Consider the following 19,176-nt stretch of genomic DNA (forward strand, 5'->3'; position numbering starts at 1 on the left):
TTTTGATATGAAAAAGATAACTTGCTTATTATTATTGGCTGTGGTACTCGGAGCCTGTATCCGGAAGCCGGTGAATAAGGTTGAAACAGCCCAGCCTGCCGTATCTACTTCTATCTTTCCTAAAGGAAGTGCTATCGAAGGTGCTAACTTTAACGGTACGGCTTATCTTCAAAGGTTGATGACCGACAGTGAAACATTCGATGTTGTGGTGTCAGATGTGATATTCGATCCGAAAGCCCGCAACAGTTGGCATTCGCATCCGGGTGGTCAGATCTTGATCGCCACTGCTGGTAAAGGCTACTATCAGGAGAAAGGGAAACCTATACAAGTATTGCATCCTGGTGATGTGGTTGCCATTCCTGCCGATGTAGTGCATTGGCATGGAGCGGCTCCCGACAGCAGTTTCACTCATATTGCTGTTAATACAAAAGTGCATTTGGGAGTAACCCAATGGTATGAACCTGTAACAGACGAAGAGTATAACAATAAATAACTATCTAAAAATATTGAATATGATAAGGTTTGGTTTAATATCGCTTTTATTTCTTTCGCTGACGACGATAGCAGCTTGTTCTCCCGATAATCCCTATAATCCAGAGGAGCCTGAGCAACTTTCAGGGGATAGTAAGACATTGGTCGCTTATTTTTCTGCAACGGGTACGACACAGCGTGTTTCTGAGCGTATTGTGGATATTACCGGTGCCGATGTATATCGTATCGAGGCTGCCGATCCTTATGCCGACAACCCTTACGACGACAGCGACCGTATTCAGCATGAAGCCTACAATGACTTGCGTCCCGGAGTGGCGAATTTACCCGATGCATCCATTATTGCACAATACGACACAATTTTCGTGGGTTCACCGATCTGGTGGCATCAGCCCGCTATGGTGGTCTGTACATTTCTTGAAGCCTATGATTTGAGTGGAAAAACTATTATTCCTTTCTTCACTTATGGAGCTACGACCTATTTGAACGAGTCGATGCAGAAGATTTATAAGGTAACTCCTAATTCTGTACATGTTCCTGCTGCGCTTCCTGAAGATCTCAATCCGGACGATATTACAACTCCCGGTCCGGCCGACGACGCAGGCATTGATATGCCGGGCGATGCTAACGGTACAGAAACATGGCTTCGTCGGATTGGAATAATCGAATAATAATCGGAGTATTCCATACTGAAAGTTTTCATAAAATGGCGTCACAAAGCAAAATAGAATATATGTGGTTGTAATACAGATTTATACGGATGACTGCTACAATAGCTTCAAATGGGTAAGGTACTATTTTTTATGAGTGCCTACCCGCTTACCAACCGATGCCTATCCATTTGCAAAAATACTTATGTTTTTTCAGAGAAATACTTACGTTTTTTCTTTATAGGGTGTTTGCCTTTTTCCTATAAGGTACGAGTGATTACTTTATGGGGAGTGAACTTGCTCCCTATATAGTGCTATGGTATCTCGCACTATAGTGTAATACCCAGTAATACTATAATGCTATCCCGTGTATCACTATAGTGCCAGGCTATAATTCTTTCTAATTAGTTTTGATTTTTACCCTGTTTGGTTGGGGTTATATTGTTGTAAATCAGATATAAGATGCTTTTATGAGTTTTGATTTTTTTTCTAGTGGAAGTTTCCGGTTGACCAACCTGCTACATTTGCTTCCGTTAACAAACAAATCATTCCATGAAACAAATTATTATTACGATTGTACTATGTCTGACCTTCAATCTGCCCTGGGTATCGGCTTTGAATGTGCAGAAAACAGAACCGGCATTCTGGTGGTTCGGTATGCAGAATACCGAATTACAGATTTTATTATACGGTAACGATATTTCTACAGATAATGTCTCTCTGTCGGCATCGGATATCCGTATCAAGGAAATTGTCCGGCTGGAAAATCCCAATTACTTGTTATTATATCTGGATTTGACAGAGACGGCTCCGCAACAATTCGATATCATTCTGAAGAAGAACGGTGAGCAGGCCGTTATTCCTTATCAGATCAAAGACCGCAAAGACAGTCCTGCCGGAGCGCAAGGTTTTGATGCTTCCGATGTATTATATCTGATCATGCCCGACCGCTTTGCGAATGGCAATCCCAACAACGACCGCGTTTCGGGGATGTTGGAGAATAAGGTAGACCGTTCCGATCCTTTTGCCCGTCATGGAGGTGATATTCAAGGAATAGAAAATCACCTGGATTACTTTACCGATCTGGGCGTGACAGCTATCTGGTTGAATCCCATTCTTGAAAACAATATGCGAGAAGGTTCTTACCATGGCTATGCAATCACCGATTATTATGCCGTCGACCCGCGTTTGGGTAGCAACCAGGAATTCTGTCGGATGGTAGAAGCTGCTCATAATAAGGGCCTGAAGATCGTAATGGATATGATCTTCAACCATTGTGGCAGCGAACATTTCTTCTTTAAAGATAAACCATCTGACAACTGGTTCAACTTCCAGGATAATTTTACACAGACCTCTTACCAGACCATGCCGCAAATGGATATACACCGTTCGGATTACGATAAGACGAAAAGTGTGGACGGCTGGTTCACCGAATCCATGCCCGACCTGAACCAACGGAATCGTCATGTCGCTACCTACCTGATACAGAATAGTATCTGGTGGATCGAATATGCCGGAATAGACGGTATCCGTCAGGACACACATCCGTATGCCGACTTTGAGATGATGGCGCGCTGGTGCCGGGCAGTCAAAGCGGAATATCCTGATTTCAATATTGTCGGTGAAACCTGGCTCGGTAGCAATGTCGGTGTTTCTTTCTGGCAGGAAGACAGCAAGGTGGCTTATCCCCGTAATTCTTATTTGCCTACCGTGATGGATTTTCCGTTGAACGGTCTGATGTCGTATGTTTTCGATGAGGAAACGAACGAGTGGGACAGGGGGCTGGCGAAGATTTACGATTATCTGTCACAGGATATTGTGTATGCTAATCCGATGAACCTTTTGGTATTCCTGGATAATCACGATACCTCGCGTTTCTATAAAACGACACCGTCTTCCGGTCTGAACCGTTACAAGCAGGCGTTGGCTTTCCTGTTGACTGTCCGTGGAATACCACAGATCTATTACGGAACGGAAATAGTGATGGCCGGCGATAAGGCAAACGGCGACGGTGCTTTGCGTAACGACTTTCCCGGAGGCTGGAAAGGAGATAAAGTAAATGCATTCACTCCGGCAGGACGTGATTCGTTGCAGACGGAAGCATTCGCCTATATGCAGAAACTCCTTCGGTGGCGTGCCGGAAATGAAGTGGTCGCCAAAGGTTCCTATAAACATTTCATTCCGCGCAACGGCGTTTATGTCTACGAAAGACGATTGGGTAACCGTTCTGTTGTCGTTCTCCTGAACGGTACGGATGAAAAGAAAATGCTTGACCTTGCTCCCTACCGGGAAGTGCTTCCTGCCTCTTCGGCAAATGAACTGCTGAGTGGTAAGAATATCCGGTTGGATTCCTCCCTGTCTCTTTCTGCAAGAGATGTTATGATCCTTGAATTTTAATGTTAATATAAATCATATAACACCATGAAACGTAGTATTTTGTTTTTGGCCGCACTGTTTGGCTGCTGTGCGGTGTCGTATGCCCAGCAATTACTCTCACCGGATGGAAATCTGAAAATGACTTTCAAGCTGGATGAAAAGGGCGCACCGGTTTATGACCTGAGTTATAAACAGAAAGAAGTGATCAAACCCAGTAAACTAGGGCTGGAGTTGAAGAAGGAAGATGCGGATGCCGCTGTCGACTTCGAGTTCAAACAACGCAAAGATGTTGCAGCGTTGGATAAAAAGACGAACCTGTATGACGGATTTAAAATAACGGATACCCGTACGGCTGCTTTCGATGAAACCTGGCAACCGGTATGGGGAGAAGAAAAAGAAATTCGTAATCAGTATAACGAGCTGGCCGTTACGTTGGATCAACCGGCAAACGACCGTTCTATCATTATCCGTTTCCGCCTGTTCAACGATGGGTTAGGGTTCCGTTATGAATTTCCGCAGCAGAAAGAGCTGAATTATTTCGTGATCAAAGAGGAAAAGTCACAGTTTGCCATGGCAGGCGACCATAAGGCGTTCTGGCTCCCGGGTGATTATGACACACAAGAATACAGTACGGTTACTTCCCGTCTGAGCGAAATCCGCGGGTTGATGAAGGAAGCCGTTACGCCTAACTCTTCACAAACACCTTTCTCCCAGACTGGCGTTCAGACACCGTTGATGATGAAATCGGAGGATGGTCTGTATATCAACCTGCATGAGGCAGCCTTGGTTGACTATTCTTGTATGCACCTTAATCTGGATGATAAGAATATGATCTTCGAATCCTGGCTTACTCCGGATGCCAAAGGGGATAAAGGATATTTACAAACACCTTGTCAGTCTCCGTGGAGAACGGTTATCGTAAGTGACGATGCGCGTGATATTCTGGCTTCACGTATCACTCTGAACTTGAACGAACCTTGTAAACTGGAAGATGTTTCCTGGATCAAACCGGTTAAATATATCGGTATCTGGTGGGATATGATCACCAATAAAGGAACATGGGCTTATACGGATGAATTAAGCAGTGTCAAGTTGGGCGAAACGGATTACACAAAGGTGAAACCGAACGGCCGCCACTCTGCCAATACAGCTAATGTGAAGCGTTATATCGACTTTGCCGCGGCCAATGGTTTCGACGCCGTCCTGGTGGAAGGATGGAATGAAGGTTGGGAAGACTGGTTCGGAAAGAGCAAAGATTATGTATTCGACTTCGTAACTCCTTATCCTGATTTCGATGTACAGGAAATCCATCGTTATGCGGCAAGTAAAGGCATCAAGATGATGATGCACCATGAAACTTCGGCTTCCGTACGTAACTATGAACGTCATATGGACAAAGCGTATCAGTTCATGGTAGACAACGGATACAACAGTGTGAAAAGCGGTTATGTCGGTGATATCATCCCTCGCGGCGAACATCATTACGGACAGTGGATGTGTAACCATTATCTGTATGCTGTAAAGAAAGCAGCCGATTATAAGATTATGGTAAACGCCCATGAAGCCACCCGTCCGACCGGCCTGTGCCGTACGTACCCGAACCTGATCGGAAACGAATCGGCTCGCGGAACCGAGTATGAATCGTTCGGAGGTAATAATGTCGACCATACCACGATCCTCCCATTTACCCGTCTGATCGGTGGACCGATGGATTATACACCGGGTATTTTCGAAACGCATTGCAGTGCGATGAATCCGTCGAACACCTCACAGGTCCGTTCTACGTTGGCACGCCAATTGGCTCTTTACGTAACGATGTACAGCCCGCTTCAGATGGCTGCCGATATTCCCGAACATTACGAACAATATGCCGATGCTTTCCAGTTCATCAAAGATGTTGCCCTCGATTGGGACAAATCTCTTTATCTGGAAGCTGAGCCGGGTGATTATATCACGATTGCACGCAAGGCAAAGGGGACAGGTGATTGGTTTGTCGGTTGTACGGCAGACGAGAACGGACATGACTCCCGCCTTTCTTTCGACTTCCTCGAGCCGGGTAAGAAATACATCGCAACTGTATATGCAGATGCGAAAGATGCCGACTGGAAAAATAATCCACAGTCCTATACGATTAAGAAAGGGCTGTTGACAAACAAGAGTAAATTGAATTTGAAGGCTGCCAGCGGTGGTGGCTATGCCATCAGTATCTTTGAGGTAAAAGACCAGAAAGATATAAAAGGGTTAAAAAATCTATAAGGTAAAAGGATTGTTAAGGTTATTAAGTAAACTTGTAAAGAACTTAAATTTAAGCACATGAAACATTTAAGGTTTAAAGCTTTGTTGATGCTCATCGCAGGCTTGTGTATGTCCATCTCTGTGTTTGCACAGCAAATGACGGTGAATGGAGTTGTGAAAGATCCTACAGGAGAACCGGTTATCGGGGCAAATGTCATTATAAAAGGGACAACGAACGGTACAGTCACGGATGTAGACGGTAAGTTTATGTTGGCCGCTTCCAAAGGAGATATTATCTCTGTTTCATTTATCGGATATAAAATGCAGGAACTGCCTGCCGCATCCAATATGAACATTCTTTTGGCGGAAGATTCCCAGATGCTGGAAAACGTAGTCGTTATCGGTTACGGTACGGTAAAGAAGAATGATGCGACCGGGGCGGTGACGGCAATCAAGCCGGACGAGAAAAACAGAGGTGTACAGGTCAGTCCGCAGGATATGTTGATGGGGAAAGTGGCCGGTGTGTCGGTCGCTTCTTCAACAGGGCAACCGGGCTCCTCTTCGTCGATCCGTATTCGTGGCGGTTCTTCCTTGTCTGCCAAGAACGATCCGTTGGTGGTTATCGACGGGGTGATTATGAATAACAGTGCTCCTGACGGCTTAAGCAATCCGTTGAGTACGGTCAATCCGGCGGATATCGAATCGTTCACCGTATTGAAAGATGCTTCGGCTGCCGCTATTTACGGTTCACGTGCATCGAATGGCGTGATTATCATTACAACCAAAAAAGGGAAAAGCGGTAGCGTAAAGATCAATTATTCGGGAAATGTGTCGATCAGTACGAAACGTAATAAGGTCGATGTCATGAGCGGAGATGAATACCGGGACTATATAACTAATTCACCGAATGTTACGGAGGGTATGCTGACAGCATTGGACCTGCATCCGGGTGTAAGTACGGACTGGCAGGATGAAGTTTTACGTACGGCTGTTTCTACTGACCATAATCTCAGTGCGTATGGTTCGGTTAAAGAGTTTATGCCGTACCGTGTATCTTTCGGTTATACCGATCAAAACGGTATTCTGAAAACTTCTAACTTCCAGCGGTATACCGGAAGCCTTTCTTTGACTCCTTCTTTGTTTAACGATCATCTGAATGTGAATCTGAACGCAAAAGGCGTTTATATCAAGAACCGTTTTGCCGATACGGGGGCTTTGGGTAGCGCAGTAGCTTTCGATCCTACCAAACCTGTTTATAACAATAGTAAATATGGTGGTTTCTTTACCTGGACGGGCGATTATACGCCTGACGGAACCCGTTCGACTTCTGCCGGTGTGAATCCTGTGTCTATGCTGGAAATGGTAGACGACCGTTCGACTGCCAAATCGTTTATCGGAAATGCCCAGTTCGATTATAAGTTTCATTTCCTGCCCGAACTTCGTGTCAACATGAATATGGGGATCGACTATACTTCCGTGGAAGGTAAGAAGTATGTAGACCCGAATGCTCCCGGTTCTTATCAGCCGGACGATGATGCGACCGGAAGCCGTAATATCTATAATAATTCGCACAACAATAAGATATTTGATCTGTATGGCCAATATTCAAAGGACTTTGAATCCATATCCAGCCATTTCGATGTAATGGCTGGATATTCTTACCAGAGTTATCGTACGAAAACGGATAAAGTGACTTATTATCTGTCACGCCGTCCGGAAACATTCGGCCAGAATACAACGGTAAGCAATGAATATAAGGAAACAGATACGAAATATGTATTGGCCTCTTTCTACGGTCGTATGAATTACTCGTTGATGGACAAGTATCTGTTGACTTTTACCTTACGCGACGACGCTTCTTCCCGTTTTGCAAAAAATAAGCGTTGGGGACTTTTCCCTTCATTGGCGTTAGGCTGGAAGCTGAATGAAGAATCTTTCCTGAAAGATTTCAACAGTCTGGATGAACTGAAGTTACGTCTGGGTTGGGGTGTTACCGGACAACAGGATATCAACCAGGGGGATTATCCGTATCTTTCTTTTTATCGGGAAGGGAAAGGCGGTGCCATGTATCCTATCTATGATGCAGCCGGGAATGTGACCTGGGTGAATGTGATAGCTCCGACAGCGGCTAATCCGAACCTGAAATGGGAAACAACGACAACGTATAATGTGGGTGTCGATTATAGTTTTCTGAACAACCGGATCAGCGGTTCTGTAGATGGGTATATCCGTAAGACCAAAGACCTGATCAATGCGGAAGTAAATGTTCCTGCCGGTACCGACTTCGCCGAATATGTCGTTTCGAATATCGGTTCGTTGGAGAATAAAGGTTTTGAGTTTTCTATCAACACTCGCCCGGTGGTAGGAAAAGATTTCAACTGGGATCTGGGATTCAATATCGCTTATAACAAAACAAAGATCACTGAACTGACTTACAACGACAATTCGGATTCTCCGGGTAAACGTTTTGAATCGACCGGTGGTGACGGTGGTCTGCGTCTGAAAATTCACAGTGTGGGATATGCTCCCGGTTCCTTCTATGTATTTCAGCAGGTGTATGACAAAGACGGTAACCCGATAGAAGGGGAATATGTAGACCGTAACGGCGACGGTGTAGTGAACGACAATGATTTGTATCGTTACAAAAATCCGGTAGCCGATGTAATGATGGGTTTCAATTCCAAATTCAGTTATAAAAACTGGGATCTTGGATTTAACGGACGTATCAGCCTGGGGAATTATAACTTTAATGCGACAGCTGCCAATGCTGCTCTCGGTGTAAATGAAGTGTTTGGTAATAATGCATTGAGCAATAAGCCTACATCGGCGTTGAAGACCGGTTTCCAGACTCGCCAGCGTTTATCTGATTACTATATCCAGAATGCTTCGTATCTGAAGATCGACAATATCACATTAGGGTATAATGTAAATAAGTTCCTTGCCACAGGCTGTAATGCCCGTTTTTATGCTACGGTTCAGAACCCGATCGTCATCACTAAATATGACGGACTGGACCCGGAAGTAAATGACGGTATGGATAACAATGTGTATCCGCGTCCGATTACTGTTTTATTCGGAGTTAACATTAATTTCTAAATTGTATAGATCATGAAACTGAAAAAATATATATCGTTATTCATCGCTTCTTGTAGTTGTGTCTGGGCAACCTCTTGCCTGGGTGATCTGGATCAGGAACCGATATTGGATAAATCGAGCGCATCCATTCATAATGAAGCGGATTGTCAGGCATTCCTTGCCAAAATCTATTCCGGTTTCGGCCTGTCGGGAAATTCTTCCGACCCGAATGTGGAACCGGACCTGCAGGGTGGGGACCAGGGTTCGCTGGTTTTCCTTCGCGGACTGCTTTCCATGCAGCTTTTCCCTACGGATGAGGCTATCTGGAACTGGACAGACGAAGGTATCGTGGAACTTTGCGAGATCGACTGGGACTATACTTTGCCCTATGCATATACCTTTTATCAGCGTGCCATGTTGAACGTCCGCTATTGTAAAGAGTTTCTGGATGTTTATCATGCCGATAGCGATATTAAAGATATTCAGAAATACCGGGATCAGGTACGTGGCTTGCGGGCAATGAACTATTATTACCTGATCGATCTTTATCGCAATCCGGGTGTTGTCTGGGATGACAGTCCTACGGATGATAAATCGTGGAAACCTTCGCAGATAGGAGCAGAAGCATTGTTTGAAAAGGTGGTGAATGAACTTGTCGACCTGTCTGAGAACGGAGATCTCGATGAAACACCTTCTATGGCAACGTATGGCCGCATCACCAAACCGGTAATCAATACCTTGTTAGCCAAGATGTATCTGAACGCCGAAGTGTATACAGGTACACCGATGTACGATAAAGCTGCTACTTATGCTAAGAAAGTGATCGATGCCGGTTTCGGCCTGGAGGATAATTATGCGAACCTTTTCTGTGGTGAGAACCATCTGACCGGTATCCATAAAAATGAGATCATCTATGCCATACCTTTTGACAATGTCAATGCAAAAAGTTATGGAAGCACGATTGTCTTGACTGCCGGTGCTTTCGGTGGCGACCTCGACCAGACGTGGTTTGGTATGTCTTCTTCCTGGACTTGCCTGAAACCGACACGGCAAATGATCGAATTCTTTGACGAAAGCCCGGATGCCGGAACCGATAGTCATGGAAGCCGGATCAAGAAAGATAAACGGTATGCTTTTTACGATGGTGCCGGAAAACGAACACCTGAATCAAAGATGCAGGACTGGGATTCCGGTTATCTCTGCTATAAATTCACTAATCTGGGATGGGATGGTGCTGCTGTAACACCGACTCCTGATCCGAACACAGACTTCCCTTTGTTCCGTCTGGCCGATATTTATCTGATCTATGCCGAATGTGCAGTCCGTAATGCTGCCGGAACCAGTAAAGAACAGGCTGTTGAATATGTGAACAGATTGCGTGAACGTGCTTATGGCGACCAGAGTGGAAACATTTCTCTATCCGATCTGTCTCTCGACTTTATCCTCGATGAACGTGCCCGTGAATTATATTGGGAAGGACAACGCCGTTCAGATTTGGTGCGTTTCGGTAAATTTACCAGAGATTACGCCTGGGCTTATAAGGGCGGTACACTTGAAGGTGTTGCCAATCTGGACAGCCGTTTTAATGTGTATCCTATCAGCGACCGTGATCTGACGGCCAATCCGAACCTGAAACAGAACACCGGCTACGAATCTTTGAAGTAATAACGATTAATCTGAAAGAAAATGAAGAAACTGAATATATTCATGCTGCTTTTAGCCGGTTCCCTGTTATGGACCGGATGCAGCAACGACAGAGACGATAATCCTGTTTTTCAGGAGCCGACCGGGTTCAATCTGAATACACCGGAACAAGCATCCGGTATATATGACCTGCAGAATATTTCGTCTGTCGACCTGACATGTGTACAGCCTGACTATGGCTATGCAGCCGGAACAACTTATAGAGTACAACTATCTTTGGAAAATACCTTCAAAGAAGCCGATGAGGCAACCGGTATAACTGCTAACTATGTAACTTTGTCTACAACTTATCCCCGTCCGGAATTGAAAGTAGATGCAGTTGAGTTTGCAATGGCTTTACTGGATTTATGGAAAGCAGCCAACGAAAATACAGAACTTCCGGAAACACCTATGGCGGTGTATGTCCGTCTGAATGCGGCTTTATCCAATAACGGGATGGGGCAGATCTCGTCCAATGTTATTGAGTTACCGCAAGTTTTGGGATATAACGTAGAGCCTCCCGTATCTTTACCGGGACAGATGTTTTTAGTCGGTGACTTTGCATCCGGTAGCAGTTGGGGTAAATGGGTTGAAATGATTCCGGTAACGGATACTCCGGGTAAGTTTTGGTCTGTTCAGTATTTTGGAGGCAATAATGTGATGAAGTTCAATGCACAGCCTATGTGGAACGGTAATCAGGTCGCTTATTCGGAAGGTCTTGTCCCTGCTGAATCGGCCTCTTTAGCTGGAGTTTCCGGTGTGGATGACGGTAGTGGCGGAATGAATATCGGCGTAAAGAATGCAGGTTGGTATATTGTGGTGGTTACTACGGCATTGGAAGGTAAAAATCTGAATTATATATTGGAATTTCTCTCTCCGGATATCTACGTAACAGGTGATGTTTCAGGAGGTTGGGATACCTTCGATGATGCTCGTAAGTTTACGGTACCTTCCGGTGAAGGTGAGTTTGTTTCACCTGCTTTTGTTGCAAACGGAAATTTGCGCCTTTGTGTCAAATTACCGTCGACAGACTGGTGGCGGACCGAATTTATGGTCATGAACAATAAGATTGAGTATCGGAAGAACGGAGGTGATCAGGAGGCTGTAAGCGTATCGGTCGGTCAAAAAGCCTATCTGAACTTCCTGGATGGCTCCGGTCGTATCAGATAAAGAACTTTGCAATACCTGATATAATTCGTTTGGTATAGTATTCTGTTTTCGAGGGCGTCATAAATATTTATGGCGCCCTCGTGAATATTTATGACGCGTAACTGTTATATTTGCAGTACAAAAACATAAAGATATGATAGTCAGAATACTTTGTCTGCTGGTATTTGCGTTGATTTTTAGCTCATGTCATGGTCAGCAAACTGTAAAAACAGGAAAAAAGGATACAACACCGAAAAGCTTTGAAATGGTAGCTGTCCCAAGTATGATCACCGATCCGGGTGAACGGGCGAAATATCTGGTACAGCATTATTGGGATAAATTTGATTTTACCGATACGGCTTATATCCATCTACCGGATATAACGGAACAGGCACTTACAAACTATATCGACCTGATGAAATATGTATCTCCGGAAGTAGCGTCTTCGTCTATCAAAGGAATGATGCATAAGGCGACTGCCGATAGTACTTTCTTTGCTCATATGGCTGGTTTATATGAGAAGTACTTGTATGATCCTAATTCTCCGATGCGTGATGAGTCGTTATATATACCGGTTTTGGAATCGATTCTGGCTACTCCGGTTTTTGATGAAGTGAATAAGATACGTCCGGCCCATTTATTGGAACTGGCATTGAAAAACAGAGTAGGAGAACCTGCTACGGATTTTACTTATACGCTTGCCGACGGAAAGACGGGTACATTATATAATGTAAAGGCAGACTATCTGTTATTATTCTTTTATAATCCGGATTGTCACGCTTGTAAAGAAATTACAGGACAATTGTTGTCTTCACCGCTGATCTCGGATTTGCAGACAAACAAAAAACTGAAGATTTTGGCTGTTTATCCGGACGAAGATTTGGAAGCATGGCGAAAGCACATACCGGATGTTCCGGCAGAATGGATAAATTCTTACGATAACACAGTGAGCCTTCAAAATGATGAAATATATGATTTGAAAGCGATTCCTACGCTTTATCTGCTGGATAAAAACAAAAAAGTTATATTGAAAGATGTCACACTTAACCAGTTGATGGAATTTTTACAAATGCAAACAAACTAAGTATGTAAATAAACAAATTGAAGTATGAGAACAACGTTATTATCATTAGCCTTTTTGGCAGGGATTAGTCTGACTGCATCTGCCCAGTTCAAAATCGGAGGAAAAACCATTAATACTAAGAAAGTTGTCGGTGCCGCGACCGATGTGGCAAAAGCGATCACACTTAGTGATACCGATATTGCCAATATGAGTCGCGAATATATCGAGTGGATGGATACGCATAATGAAGTAGCCGGACCTGATACGGAAATGGGAGCACGTCTGGAACGTCTGACCAAAGATATAAAAGTGGATGGCTTGGATCTGAATTTCAAAGTGTATAATGTAATCGACGTCAACGCTTTTGCCTGTGGTGACGGAAGTGTACGTGTTTGTGGCGGATTGATGAAGATAATGGATGACAATGAAGTGATGGCTGTTATCGGGCATGAGATCGGTCACGTACTTCATTCCGATTCTAAAGATGCTATGAAGAACGCTTATCTGACTTCGGCAGCCAAAAATGCGGCAGGGGCAACCAGCGATGTTGTTGCTAAGTTGTCTGATTCTCAGTTAGGCGACCTGGCTACGGCTTTGGCTGGTGCACAGTATTCGCAGAAGCAGGAAAATGAAGCCGATGATTACGGTTTTGAGTTTAGTGTAGCTAATGGATATGATCCTTACAGCATGCATGATTCATTGGCTAAATTGTTGGAATTGAGTGCAGATGCACCTAAGTCGTCCAAGTTTCGTCAGCTCTTTTCCAGCCATCCGGAAACAGAGAAACGGGTTCAGCGAATGAAAGAGAAAGCAGACAATTATACAAAGTAGTACGTATATTATGTTACCGTCTCTTAAACGGGCGGAGTCTTTACTGAAATATTGCTAAAATAATCATCTTTTATGTCGAAAAAGTATGTTGGATAACATAAAAGTACATATATTTGCACTGTGTTTTTCATGGTATTAGATTTAAGGTTAGCAATGAAGATTGGTTGTCGGGAGACAACCTTTTCTTTTTTATATATCTTACTGAATCATTTTCAGCCTTTCTCCCTTTTAATTCCGAAATAATATTACTTTTGTATAGTGACTATAAAATTTATGTGGTGTGGATGCAAAAATAAAATTACGGGTTCAGGGGCTAACGAATAGTCAGATCCAGTCTGGAGCTTATGCTTTGATACTGGCGGAAGAAAACGGAGCCCGTCGTATACCTATTATAGTAGGGACCTCAGAGGCGCAGTCTATTGCTATTGCGTTGGAACATATTACGCCTCCCAGACCTCTTACGCACGATTTATTTGTGACCTTTGCACAGGCTTTTGCTATTCAGTTGCGAGAGGTTTTCATTTATAAATTCGAAGACGGGGTTTTTTATTCGGAACTATTGTTTGACGATGGTATTACCCAGATACGTCTTGACTCCCGCACATCGGATGCTATAGCGATCGCTCTTCGTGTGAAATGTGATATCTATACAACAGAACAAATTGTTTCTGAATGCGGTGTGGTTTTGGAGGAAGCTACATTGTTGGAAGATAAGGACGATAATGAATATTCTTTGCTGGATAAAGAACCTGAAGATATAGAAGATGAGGCGGAGTTAAAGAAATGGCTTTCTCTTTTGGATGAAGAAGAATTGAGTGAACGGCTGGAAGAAGCGATTGCCGATGAGAATTACGAATACGCCAAGATGTATAAAGATGAGATACGTCGACGTGAAGAAGAAGAGGGGAACGCCAAATGATAGATCAACAGAGCGGGATCAGCTTTGAATCCCTTTTACGTGGAATATTAGGGATTGTAACGGTCCTGGCTGTGGCTTACGCCTTGAGTCAGGATCGGAAACGGATCGATTGGAAGTTGATCGGAGGAGGTCTGGTCATGCAGATCATATTTGCTTTGGCTGTTCTTTATATTCCTTTTGTGGGAACCGCTTTGGAATGGATAGGAAGAGCTTTTATCAAACTGATGGATTTTACGCAGGCAGGTGTAGGTTTTTTATTGGGACCGTATGCCACTAAAAGTAATGGCTTTATTTTCCTGATCCATTCATTACCGGTTGTTATATTCTTTTCTGCGTTGGTATCACTCTTTTATCATTGGGGTATTATTCAGCGTGTAGTAGGAGCTTTTTCCTGGGTATTGCGGAAGTTTATGAATATTTCCGGAGCGGAAGGACTGGTGACTTCCGGTAATATATTTATGGGAATGACAGAATCTCCCGTACTTATAAAGAATTATTTGCCGGCAATGAATCGGTCTGAAATATTTCTGGTTATGGTATCGGGAATGGGAACGATTGCCGGAACAGTAATGGCTACTTATATAGGAATGCTTTCGGGAGGAGATCCGGTTGCACGGGTTTTGTTTGCCAAGCATCTCATCTCAGCATCGTTGATGGCTGCTCCCGGATCGATCGTTTTGGCGAAGATGCTTTGTCCTCAGACAGAAGTTGTAGTTGATCAGGCTGCGAGTCTGGAAAAGGAAAGTTCTCATCCGACGGCATTGGATGCATTGGCTTCCGGAACGTCAACAGGGATTCGGTTGATGGTTAATATAGCAGCCATGTTGTTGGTCTTCATTGCGTTGGTCGCATTAGCCAATTACTTGTTGGAAGGTTTGTTGGGGCGCTATACCGGATTGAATGAATGGATTGTCTCGGTGACTGACGGGAAGGCTCATGGATTGACGTTCCAGTTTATTCTGGGAATAATTCTTGCGCCGTTCATGTGGTTGATCGGTATTCCGTCACCGGATATTATGTTGGTAGGCTCTTTGCTGGGGCAGAAGACTATCCTGAATGAATTTGTCGCTTATTTTCAGTTGCAGGAATGGAAAGATGCCGGTATGTTTATGTACCAGAAATCGATTTTGATGTCTACTTATATATTATGTGGTTTTGCCAATATCTCGTCTATCGGGATTTTATTAGGTGGAATGGGAGTGCTGGCTCCGGAAAAAAAGGAGATGATTACTCGTTTCGGCTTTCCTGCCATGATTGCCGGAGCTTTGGTATCAGTTCTTTCCGCTACGATTATTGGCATGATACTCGGGTAATTGATCATTGAAAGTTGAAAATTGATAATTTGAGATGCAAATATTTTATACGCCGGATATAGCGGTGAATCCTGAATTACCGGAAGAAGAAGCCGGTCATTGTATTCGTGTGCTTCGTTTGAGTGAAGGAGACGAGATTCTGTTGACAGACGGTAAAGGCTTTTTTTATAAAGCGGCCATCAGTCGTGCCCACCATAAACATTGTGAAGTTTCTATTCTAGAAAGTTGGGAACAACCTGCTTTGTGGAATTTCCATCTTCATATTGCCGTCGCACCTACAAAAAATATGGACCGGATGGAATGGTTTACGGAAAAGGCTACCGAGATAGGTATTGATGCGATAACTTGCCTGAACTGTCGTTTCTCGGAACGGCGCGAAATTAAACCGGCCCGTTTGGAGAAAATATTGGTCAGTGCGATGAAGCAGTCACAAAAAGCGACCTTACCGGAATTGACCGGTATGATTGATTTTAAGACCTTTGTAAAACAACCGTTTGAAGGTCGTAAATTTATTGCCCATTGTGAAGAAGCTGAGAAAAAATTGCTGAAACTACTTTATCATCCGGGAGAGAATGCTTTGGTTCTGATTGGGCCGGAAGGTGATTTCAGTCCTGAAGAGATAGAATTGGCTTTACAGCAAGGATTTGAACCGATCTCATTAGGAGAGAGCCGTTTGCGGACGGAAACTGCCGCGTTGGTAGCTTGTCATACGATACATGTATTGAATCAGTAACAGCATATAGAGACAGAAAAAAGGATATGTTAACCGAAAGGATTCTTTTGGTTCATATCCTTTTTTTATTTTTCTTTGGATCATTCTTTAGTATTCTAACGGAAAAGGAGGGGATAAATAGTAGCTGATAGCTAAACATTGATAGCCGTTTTTTGCACGAATGGTAAAATACCATGATTTTATGTGAATATCGTAGAAATAACAAAATATGCTTGATCGTATATTTGTGCAAGTGACATGAGTATACTATTTGACAACCTTTTTCTTTAATAATTTAATATTATGATACCACTTTATCAGGAATTACCATTTACAAGTAATAGTTACATAAACTTCTATAAAGAGGATCTGCCGCATTTCATTGTTCCGTGGCACTATCATCCGGAAATAGAAATTATGTATATACTGGAAGGTACCGGTACACGTTTTGTAGGAGATCATATTGACAGATACCAGGAAGGTGATGTTTGTATGGTCGGTCCTAAACTGCCGCATGAATGGAGGAATGACGATGAATTCTTCAAACAGGGGGCAGGATTGAAAGCATCCTGCTTGTGTCTCTTTTTCCTGAAAGATATTTTTGAAGAAAACCTGATCCGCTTGCCGGAAATGCAAAATATACGTCAGTTGATAGAGCGTTCCAGGCGGGGAATAAAATTTATGGGTAAGTCCAGGGATGCCATAGGTTCTTTTATTCAACGATCGGTGAGTGATACAGGGGCTACCCGTATCATTAATTTCATCTCATTGCTGGAAATGATGGCTACAACGGACGAGTATGAATTACTTGCCAGTGTGGGGTTTACAGAATCTGTCAATTCATCGGATTTTGAAAGATTTGATAAAGTTTACCAGTATATGATGAAGAACTTTACGAAACCCATCAAACTGGAAGAGGTCGCATCTTTGGTCGGTTTGACACCTAATGCCTTTTGCCGTTATTTCAGAGGACGGACCAAGAAGACGTTTGTCCAGTATTTGAATGACATACGTATAGGTCATGCTAAAAAGCTTTTGATAGAGGGACGTATGAAAATCTCCACATTAAGTATGGAATCCGGTTTTAATAATCTGTCGAACTTTATAGAACAGTTTAAACGTTCCACTCAAATGTCGCCATCTGAATATCAGAAAAAATTCGGAGTGAAGAACCAAAAAGTTATCTGATGCAGAAATTATGGTAAAATACCAGAATTATACGCAAGAATCAAGAAAAGAAATAGAGCTAACTGATTATATCTTTGCAATATAGATATATCGAAATGTAGTTAACAGTTATAATTCTAATAAGAAAGCCTATGGATGCAACAGTTTTTTGAATGAACAGTTTTGAGTGAAAAATACAAATTATCCCGTTTTTTAGTAATGAATATGGACAGAAGGAATTTTATAAAACATACTACTATGGCTACTTTAGGTGGTCTTGCTTCTTTTGAAACATTAAGAGCTTCTTCTTATGACAGAATAGCAGGAGTCTCTGAAATAAGTAAAAATAAAGTATCGCCTCGTGCCATTACCATGTGGGACTTTTCCTGGTTGGAACGCCGCTGGCCCGGTGCCGGTTACGAAGATTGGGATAAAGTATTGGATGAATTGCTGGAACGGGGTTATAATGCTATACGTATCGATGCTTACCCACATTTGATAGCAGAAGATCCGACCAAAAAATGGATGTTGAACGAAGTTTGGAATCAACAGGTTTGGGGTAGTCCGGATCTGAACGAAGTTCAGGTTCAGCCCAACTTGAATAAGTTTCTTGAAAAATGTAAGGAGCGTGATATTAAAGTCGGACTTTCATCCTGGTATCGTCAGGATGTAGATGACACCCGGATGAAAATAATGACCGCTGATAAAATGGCTGATTGCTGGATCTCGACTCTCAGGACCATAGAGACAGACGGATTGTTGGATACGGTATTATATGTGGATTTGTGTAATGAATGGCCGGGTAATTTGTGGGCACCTTTTTTCTCTTCCCGGTATCCGCATGTTGTGTGGGGACAATGGCATAAAGAAGAGTCTCTCCAATGGATGAAACATGCCTTGACCCGGATGAGGAAAGAATATCCGGATATGCCTTTCCTTTTCTCTTTCGATAACGGAGATGTTTTAAAATATGAAGAAATAGACACTTCTTTTTTGGATTTGTATGAGCATCATATATGGATGGTACATCAGAATAATAGCGAGTTCTATAAACTCGTTGATTATAAAGATGGACAATATTCTCCTGAAGCGTATAAAAAAGTAGTCAAAGTAGCAGAAAAGCTTTATAAGGAAAAACCTTCCTACTGGCAAAAGTTATTGACGGATAAAATAGAGCTAACTGGAAAAATAGCAAAGAGAACGGGCCGTCCCCTTATTACGACAGAATGTTGGGGGATTGTGGATTACAAAGACTGGCCTTTACTAAATTGGGATTGGGTGAAGGAACTTTGTGCACTGGGTGCGGTAACTGCTGCTCAGACAGGGATGTGGGCAGGGATAGCGACCAGTAATTTTTGTGGACCTCAGTTTGTCGGCATGTGGCGTGATGTAAAATGGCATCAGCATTTGACAACAATAATCAAATCGGCTATACTGGATGAATCTATTATCATGGACAATGAAGTTGCAGCGAAGTTATTGAGGCGGCTTTAGGTTTCAGTAATCAAATTTTT

Annotated in this window: 14 protein-coding genes; all 14 read left to right on the top strand. The window is 43.1% G+C overall.

Going from position 1 to position 19,176, the window contains the following annotated elements:
- Nucleotides 1–7: 7 nt before the first annotated feature.
- Nucleotides 8–493, top strand: a complete 486-nt coding sequence (locus DWW23_RS04275) for a cupin domain-containing protein (protein WP_122352052.1) — start codon at nt 8–10, stop codon at nt 491–493.
- A 19-nt stretch (nt 494–512) separates the two neighbouring features.
- On the top strand, nt 513–1,160 hold the full coding sequence (locus DWW23_RS04280; RefSeq protein ID WP_122352053.1) for a flavodoxin: 648 nt from the start codon (nt 513–515) through the stop codon (nt 1,158–1,160).
- Nucleotides 1,161–1,691: 531 nt separating this feature from the next.
- Nucleotides 1,692–3,536 (top strand): glycoside hydrolase family 13 protein, encoded by a 1,845-nt coding sequence (locus DWW23_RS04285; protein WP_122352054.1) that lies wholly within the window; start codon nt 1,692–1,694, stop codon nt 3,534–3,536.
- A gap of 24 nt (nt 3,537–3,560) precedes the next feature.
- Nucleotides 3,561–5,771 carry a glycoside hydrolase family 97 protein gene (locus DWW23_RS04290; protein WP_122352055.1) on the top strand — a complete coding sequence of 737 codons (2,211 nt, stop codon included), beginning with the start codon at nt 3,561–3,563 and terminating at the stop codon, nt 5,769–5,771.
- Between the two features lie 57 nt (nt 5,772–5,828).
- A complete protein-coding gene (locus tag DWW23_RS04295; RefSeq protein ID WP_122352056.1) occupies nt 5,829–8,846 on the top strand; it encodes a TonB-dependent receptor in 3,018 nt (1,005 codons plus the stop codon).
- A gap of 12 nt (nt 8,847–8,858) precedes the next feature.
- Nucleotides 8,859–10,490: a RagB/SusD family nutrient uptake outer membrane protein gene (locus DWW23_RS04300; RefSeq protein WP_122352057.1), complete on the top strand. Its 1,632-nt coding sequence runs from the start codon at nt 8,859–8,861 to the stop codon at nt 10,488–10,490.
- A gap of 21 nt (nt 10,491–10,511) precedes the next feature.
- Nucleotides 10,512–11,678 (top strand): SusF/SusE family outer membrane protein, encoded by a 1,167-nt coding sequence (locus tag DWW23_RS04305; protein WP_122352058.1) that lies wholly within the window; start codon nt 10,512–10,514, stop codon nt 11,676–11,678.
- Between the two features lie 133 nt (nt 11,679–11,811).
- Nucleotides 11,812–12,741 (top strand): DUF5106 domain-containing protein, encoded by a 930-nt coding sequence (locus DWW23_RS04310; RefSeq protein WP_122352059.1) that lies wholly within the window; start codon nt 11,812–11,814, stop codon nt 12,739–12,741.
- Between the two features lie 24 nt (nt 12,742–12,765).
- Complete coding sequence (locus DWW23_RS04315; RefSeq protein WP_122352060.1) at nt 12,766–13,551, top strand: M48 family metallopeptidase; 786 nt, start codon at nt 12,766–12,768, stop codon at nt 13,549–13,551.
- A 280-nt stretch (nt 13,552–13,831) separates the two neighbouring features.
- Nucleotides 13,832–14,470 (top strand): bifunctional nuclease family protein, encoded by a 639-nt coding sequence (locus DWW23_RS04325; RefSeq protein WP_122352062.1) that lies wholly within the window; start codon nt 13,832–13,834, stop codon nt 14,468–14,470.
- The gene (locus DWW23_RS04330) at nt 14,467–15,783 is read left to right on the top strand and encodes a NupC/NupG family nucleoside CNT transporter (RefSeq protein WP_122352063.1); all 1,317 of its coding nucleotides are present in this window, start codon (nt 14,467–14,469) and stop codon (nt 15,781–15,783) included. Before DWW23_RS04325 ends, DWW23_RS04330 begins: the two co-directional genes overlap by 4 nt.
- Before the next feature lie 34 nt (nt 15,784–15,817).
- Entirely contained in the window at nt 15,818–16,516 is a 699-nt protein-coding gene (locus tag DWW23_RS04335) for a 16S rRNA (uracil(1498)-N(3))-methyltransferase (RefSeq protein ID WP_122352064.1), read from the top strand.
- Between the two features lie 282 nt (nt 16,517–16,798).
- Nucleotides 16,799–17,683 (top strand): AraC family transcriptional regulator, encoded by an 885-nt coding sequence (locus DWW23_RS04340; RefSeq protein ID WP_122352065.1) that lies wholly within the window; start codon nt 16,799–16,801, stop codon nt 17,681–17,683.
- A 237-nt stretch (nt 17,684–17,920) separates the two neighbouring features.
- Nucleotides 17,921–19,156: a cellulase-like family protein gene (locus DWW23_RS04345; RefSeq protein WP_233564264.1), complete on the top strand. Its 1,236-nt coding sequence runs from the start codon at nt 17,921–17,923 to the stop codon at nt 19,154–19,156.
- Nucleotides 19,157–19,176 lie beyond the last annotated feature (20 nt).

The organism is Parabacteroides sp. AF14-59 (assembly GCF_003479515.1).
GTDB lineage: Bacteria > Bacteroidota > Bacteroidia > Bacteroidales > Tannerellaceae > Parabacteroides > Parabacteroides faecis.

What these genes read in the sequence shown, in the direction of transcription:
- DWW23_RS04275 (WP_122352052.1), top strand. Translation starts at nt 8, where the DNA reads ATGAAAAAGATAACTTGCTTATTATTATTGGCTGTGGTACTCGGAGCC.
- DWW23_RS04280 (WP_122352053.1), top strand. Translation starts at nt 513, where the DNA reads ATGATAAGGTTTGGTTTAATATCGCTTTTATTTCTTTCGCTGACGACG.
- DWW23_RS04285 (WP_122352054.1), top strand. Translation starts at nt 1,692, where the DNA reads ATGAAACAAATTATTATTACGATTGTACTATGTCTGACCTTCAATCTG.
- DWW23_RS04290 (WP_122352055.1), top strand. Translation starts at nt 3,561, where the DNA reads ATGAAACGTAGTATTTTGTTTTTGGCCGCACTGTTTGGCTGCTGTGCG.
- DWW23_RS04295 (WP_122352056.1), top strand. Translation starts at nt 5,829, where the DNA reads ATGAAACATTTAAGGTTTAAAGCTTTGTTGATGCTCATCGCAGGCTTG.
- DWW23_RS04300 (WP_122352057.1), top strand. Translation starts at nt 8,859, where the DNA reads ATGAAACTGAAAAAATATATATCGTTATTCATCGCTTCTTGTAGTTGT.
- DWW23_RS04305 (WP_122352058.1), top strand. Translation starts at nt 10,512, where the DNA reads ATGAAGAAACTGAATATATTCATGCTGCTTTTAGCCGGTTCCCTGTTA.
- DWW23_RS04310 (WP_122352059.1), top strand. Translation starts at nt 11,812, where the DNA reads ATGATAGTCAGAATACTTTGTCTGCTGGTATTTGCGTTGATTTTTAGC.
- DWW23_RS04315 (WP_122352060.1), top strand. Translation starts at nt 12,766, where the DNA reads ATGAGAACAACGTTATTATCATTAGCCTTTTTGGCAGGGATTAGTCTG.
- DWW23_RS04330 (WP_122352063.1), top strand. Translation starts at nt 14,467, where the DNA reads ATGATAGATCAACAGAGCGGGATCAGCTTTGAATCCCTTTTACGTGGA.
- DWW23_RS04335 (WP_122352064.1), top strand. Translation starts at nt 15,818, where the DNA reads ATGCAAATATTTTATACGCCGGATATAGCGGTGAATCCTGAATTACCG.
- DWW23_RS04340 (WP_122352065.1), top strand. Translation starts at nt 16,799, where the DNA reads ATGATACCACTTTATCAGGAATTACCATTTACAAGTAATAGTTACATA.
- DWW23_RS04345 (WP_233564264.1), top strand. Translation starts at nt 17,921, where the DNA reads ATGGCTACTTTAGGTGGTCTTGCTTCTTTTGAAACATTAAGAGCTTCT.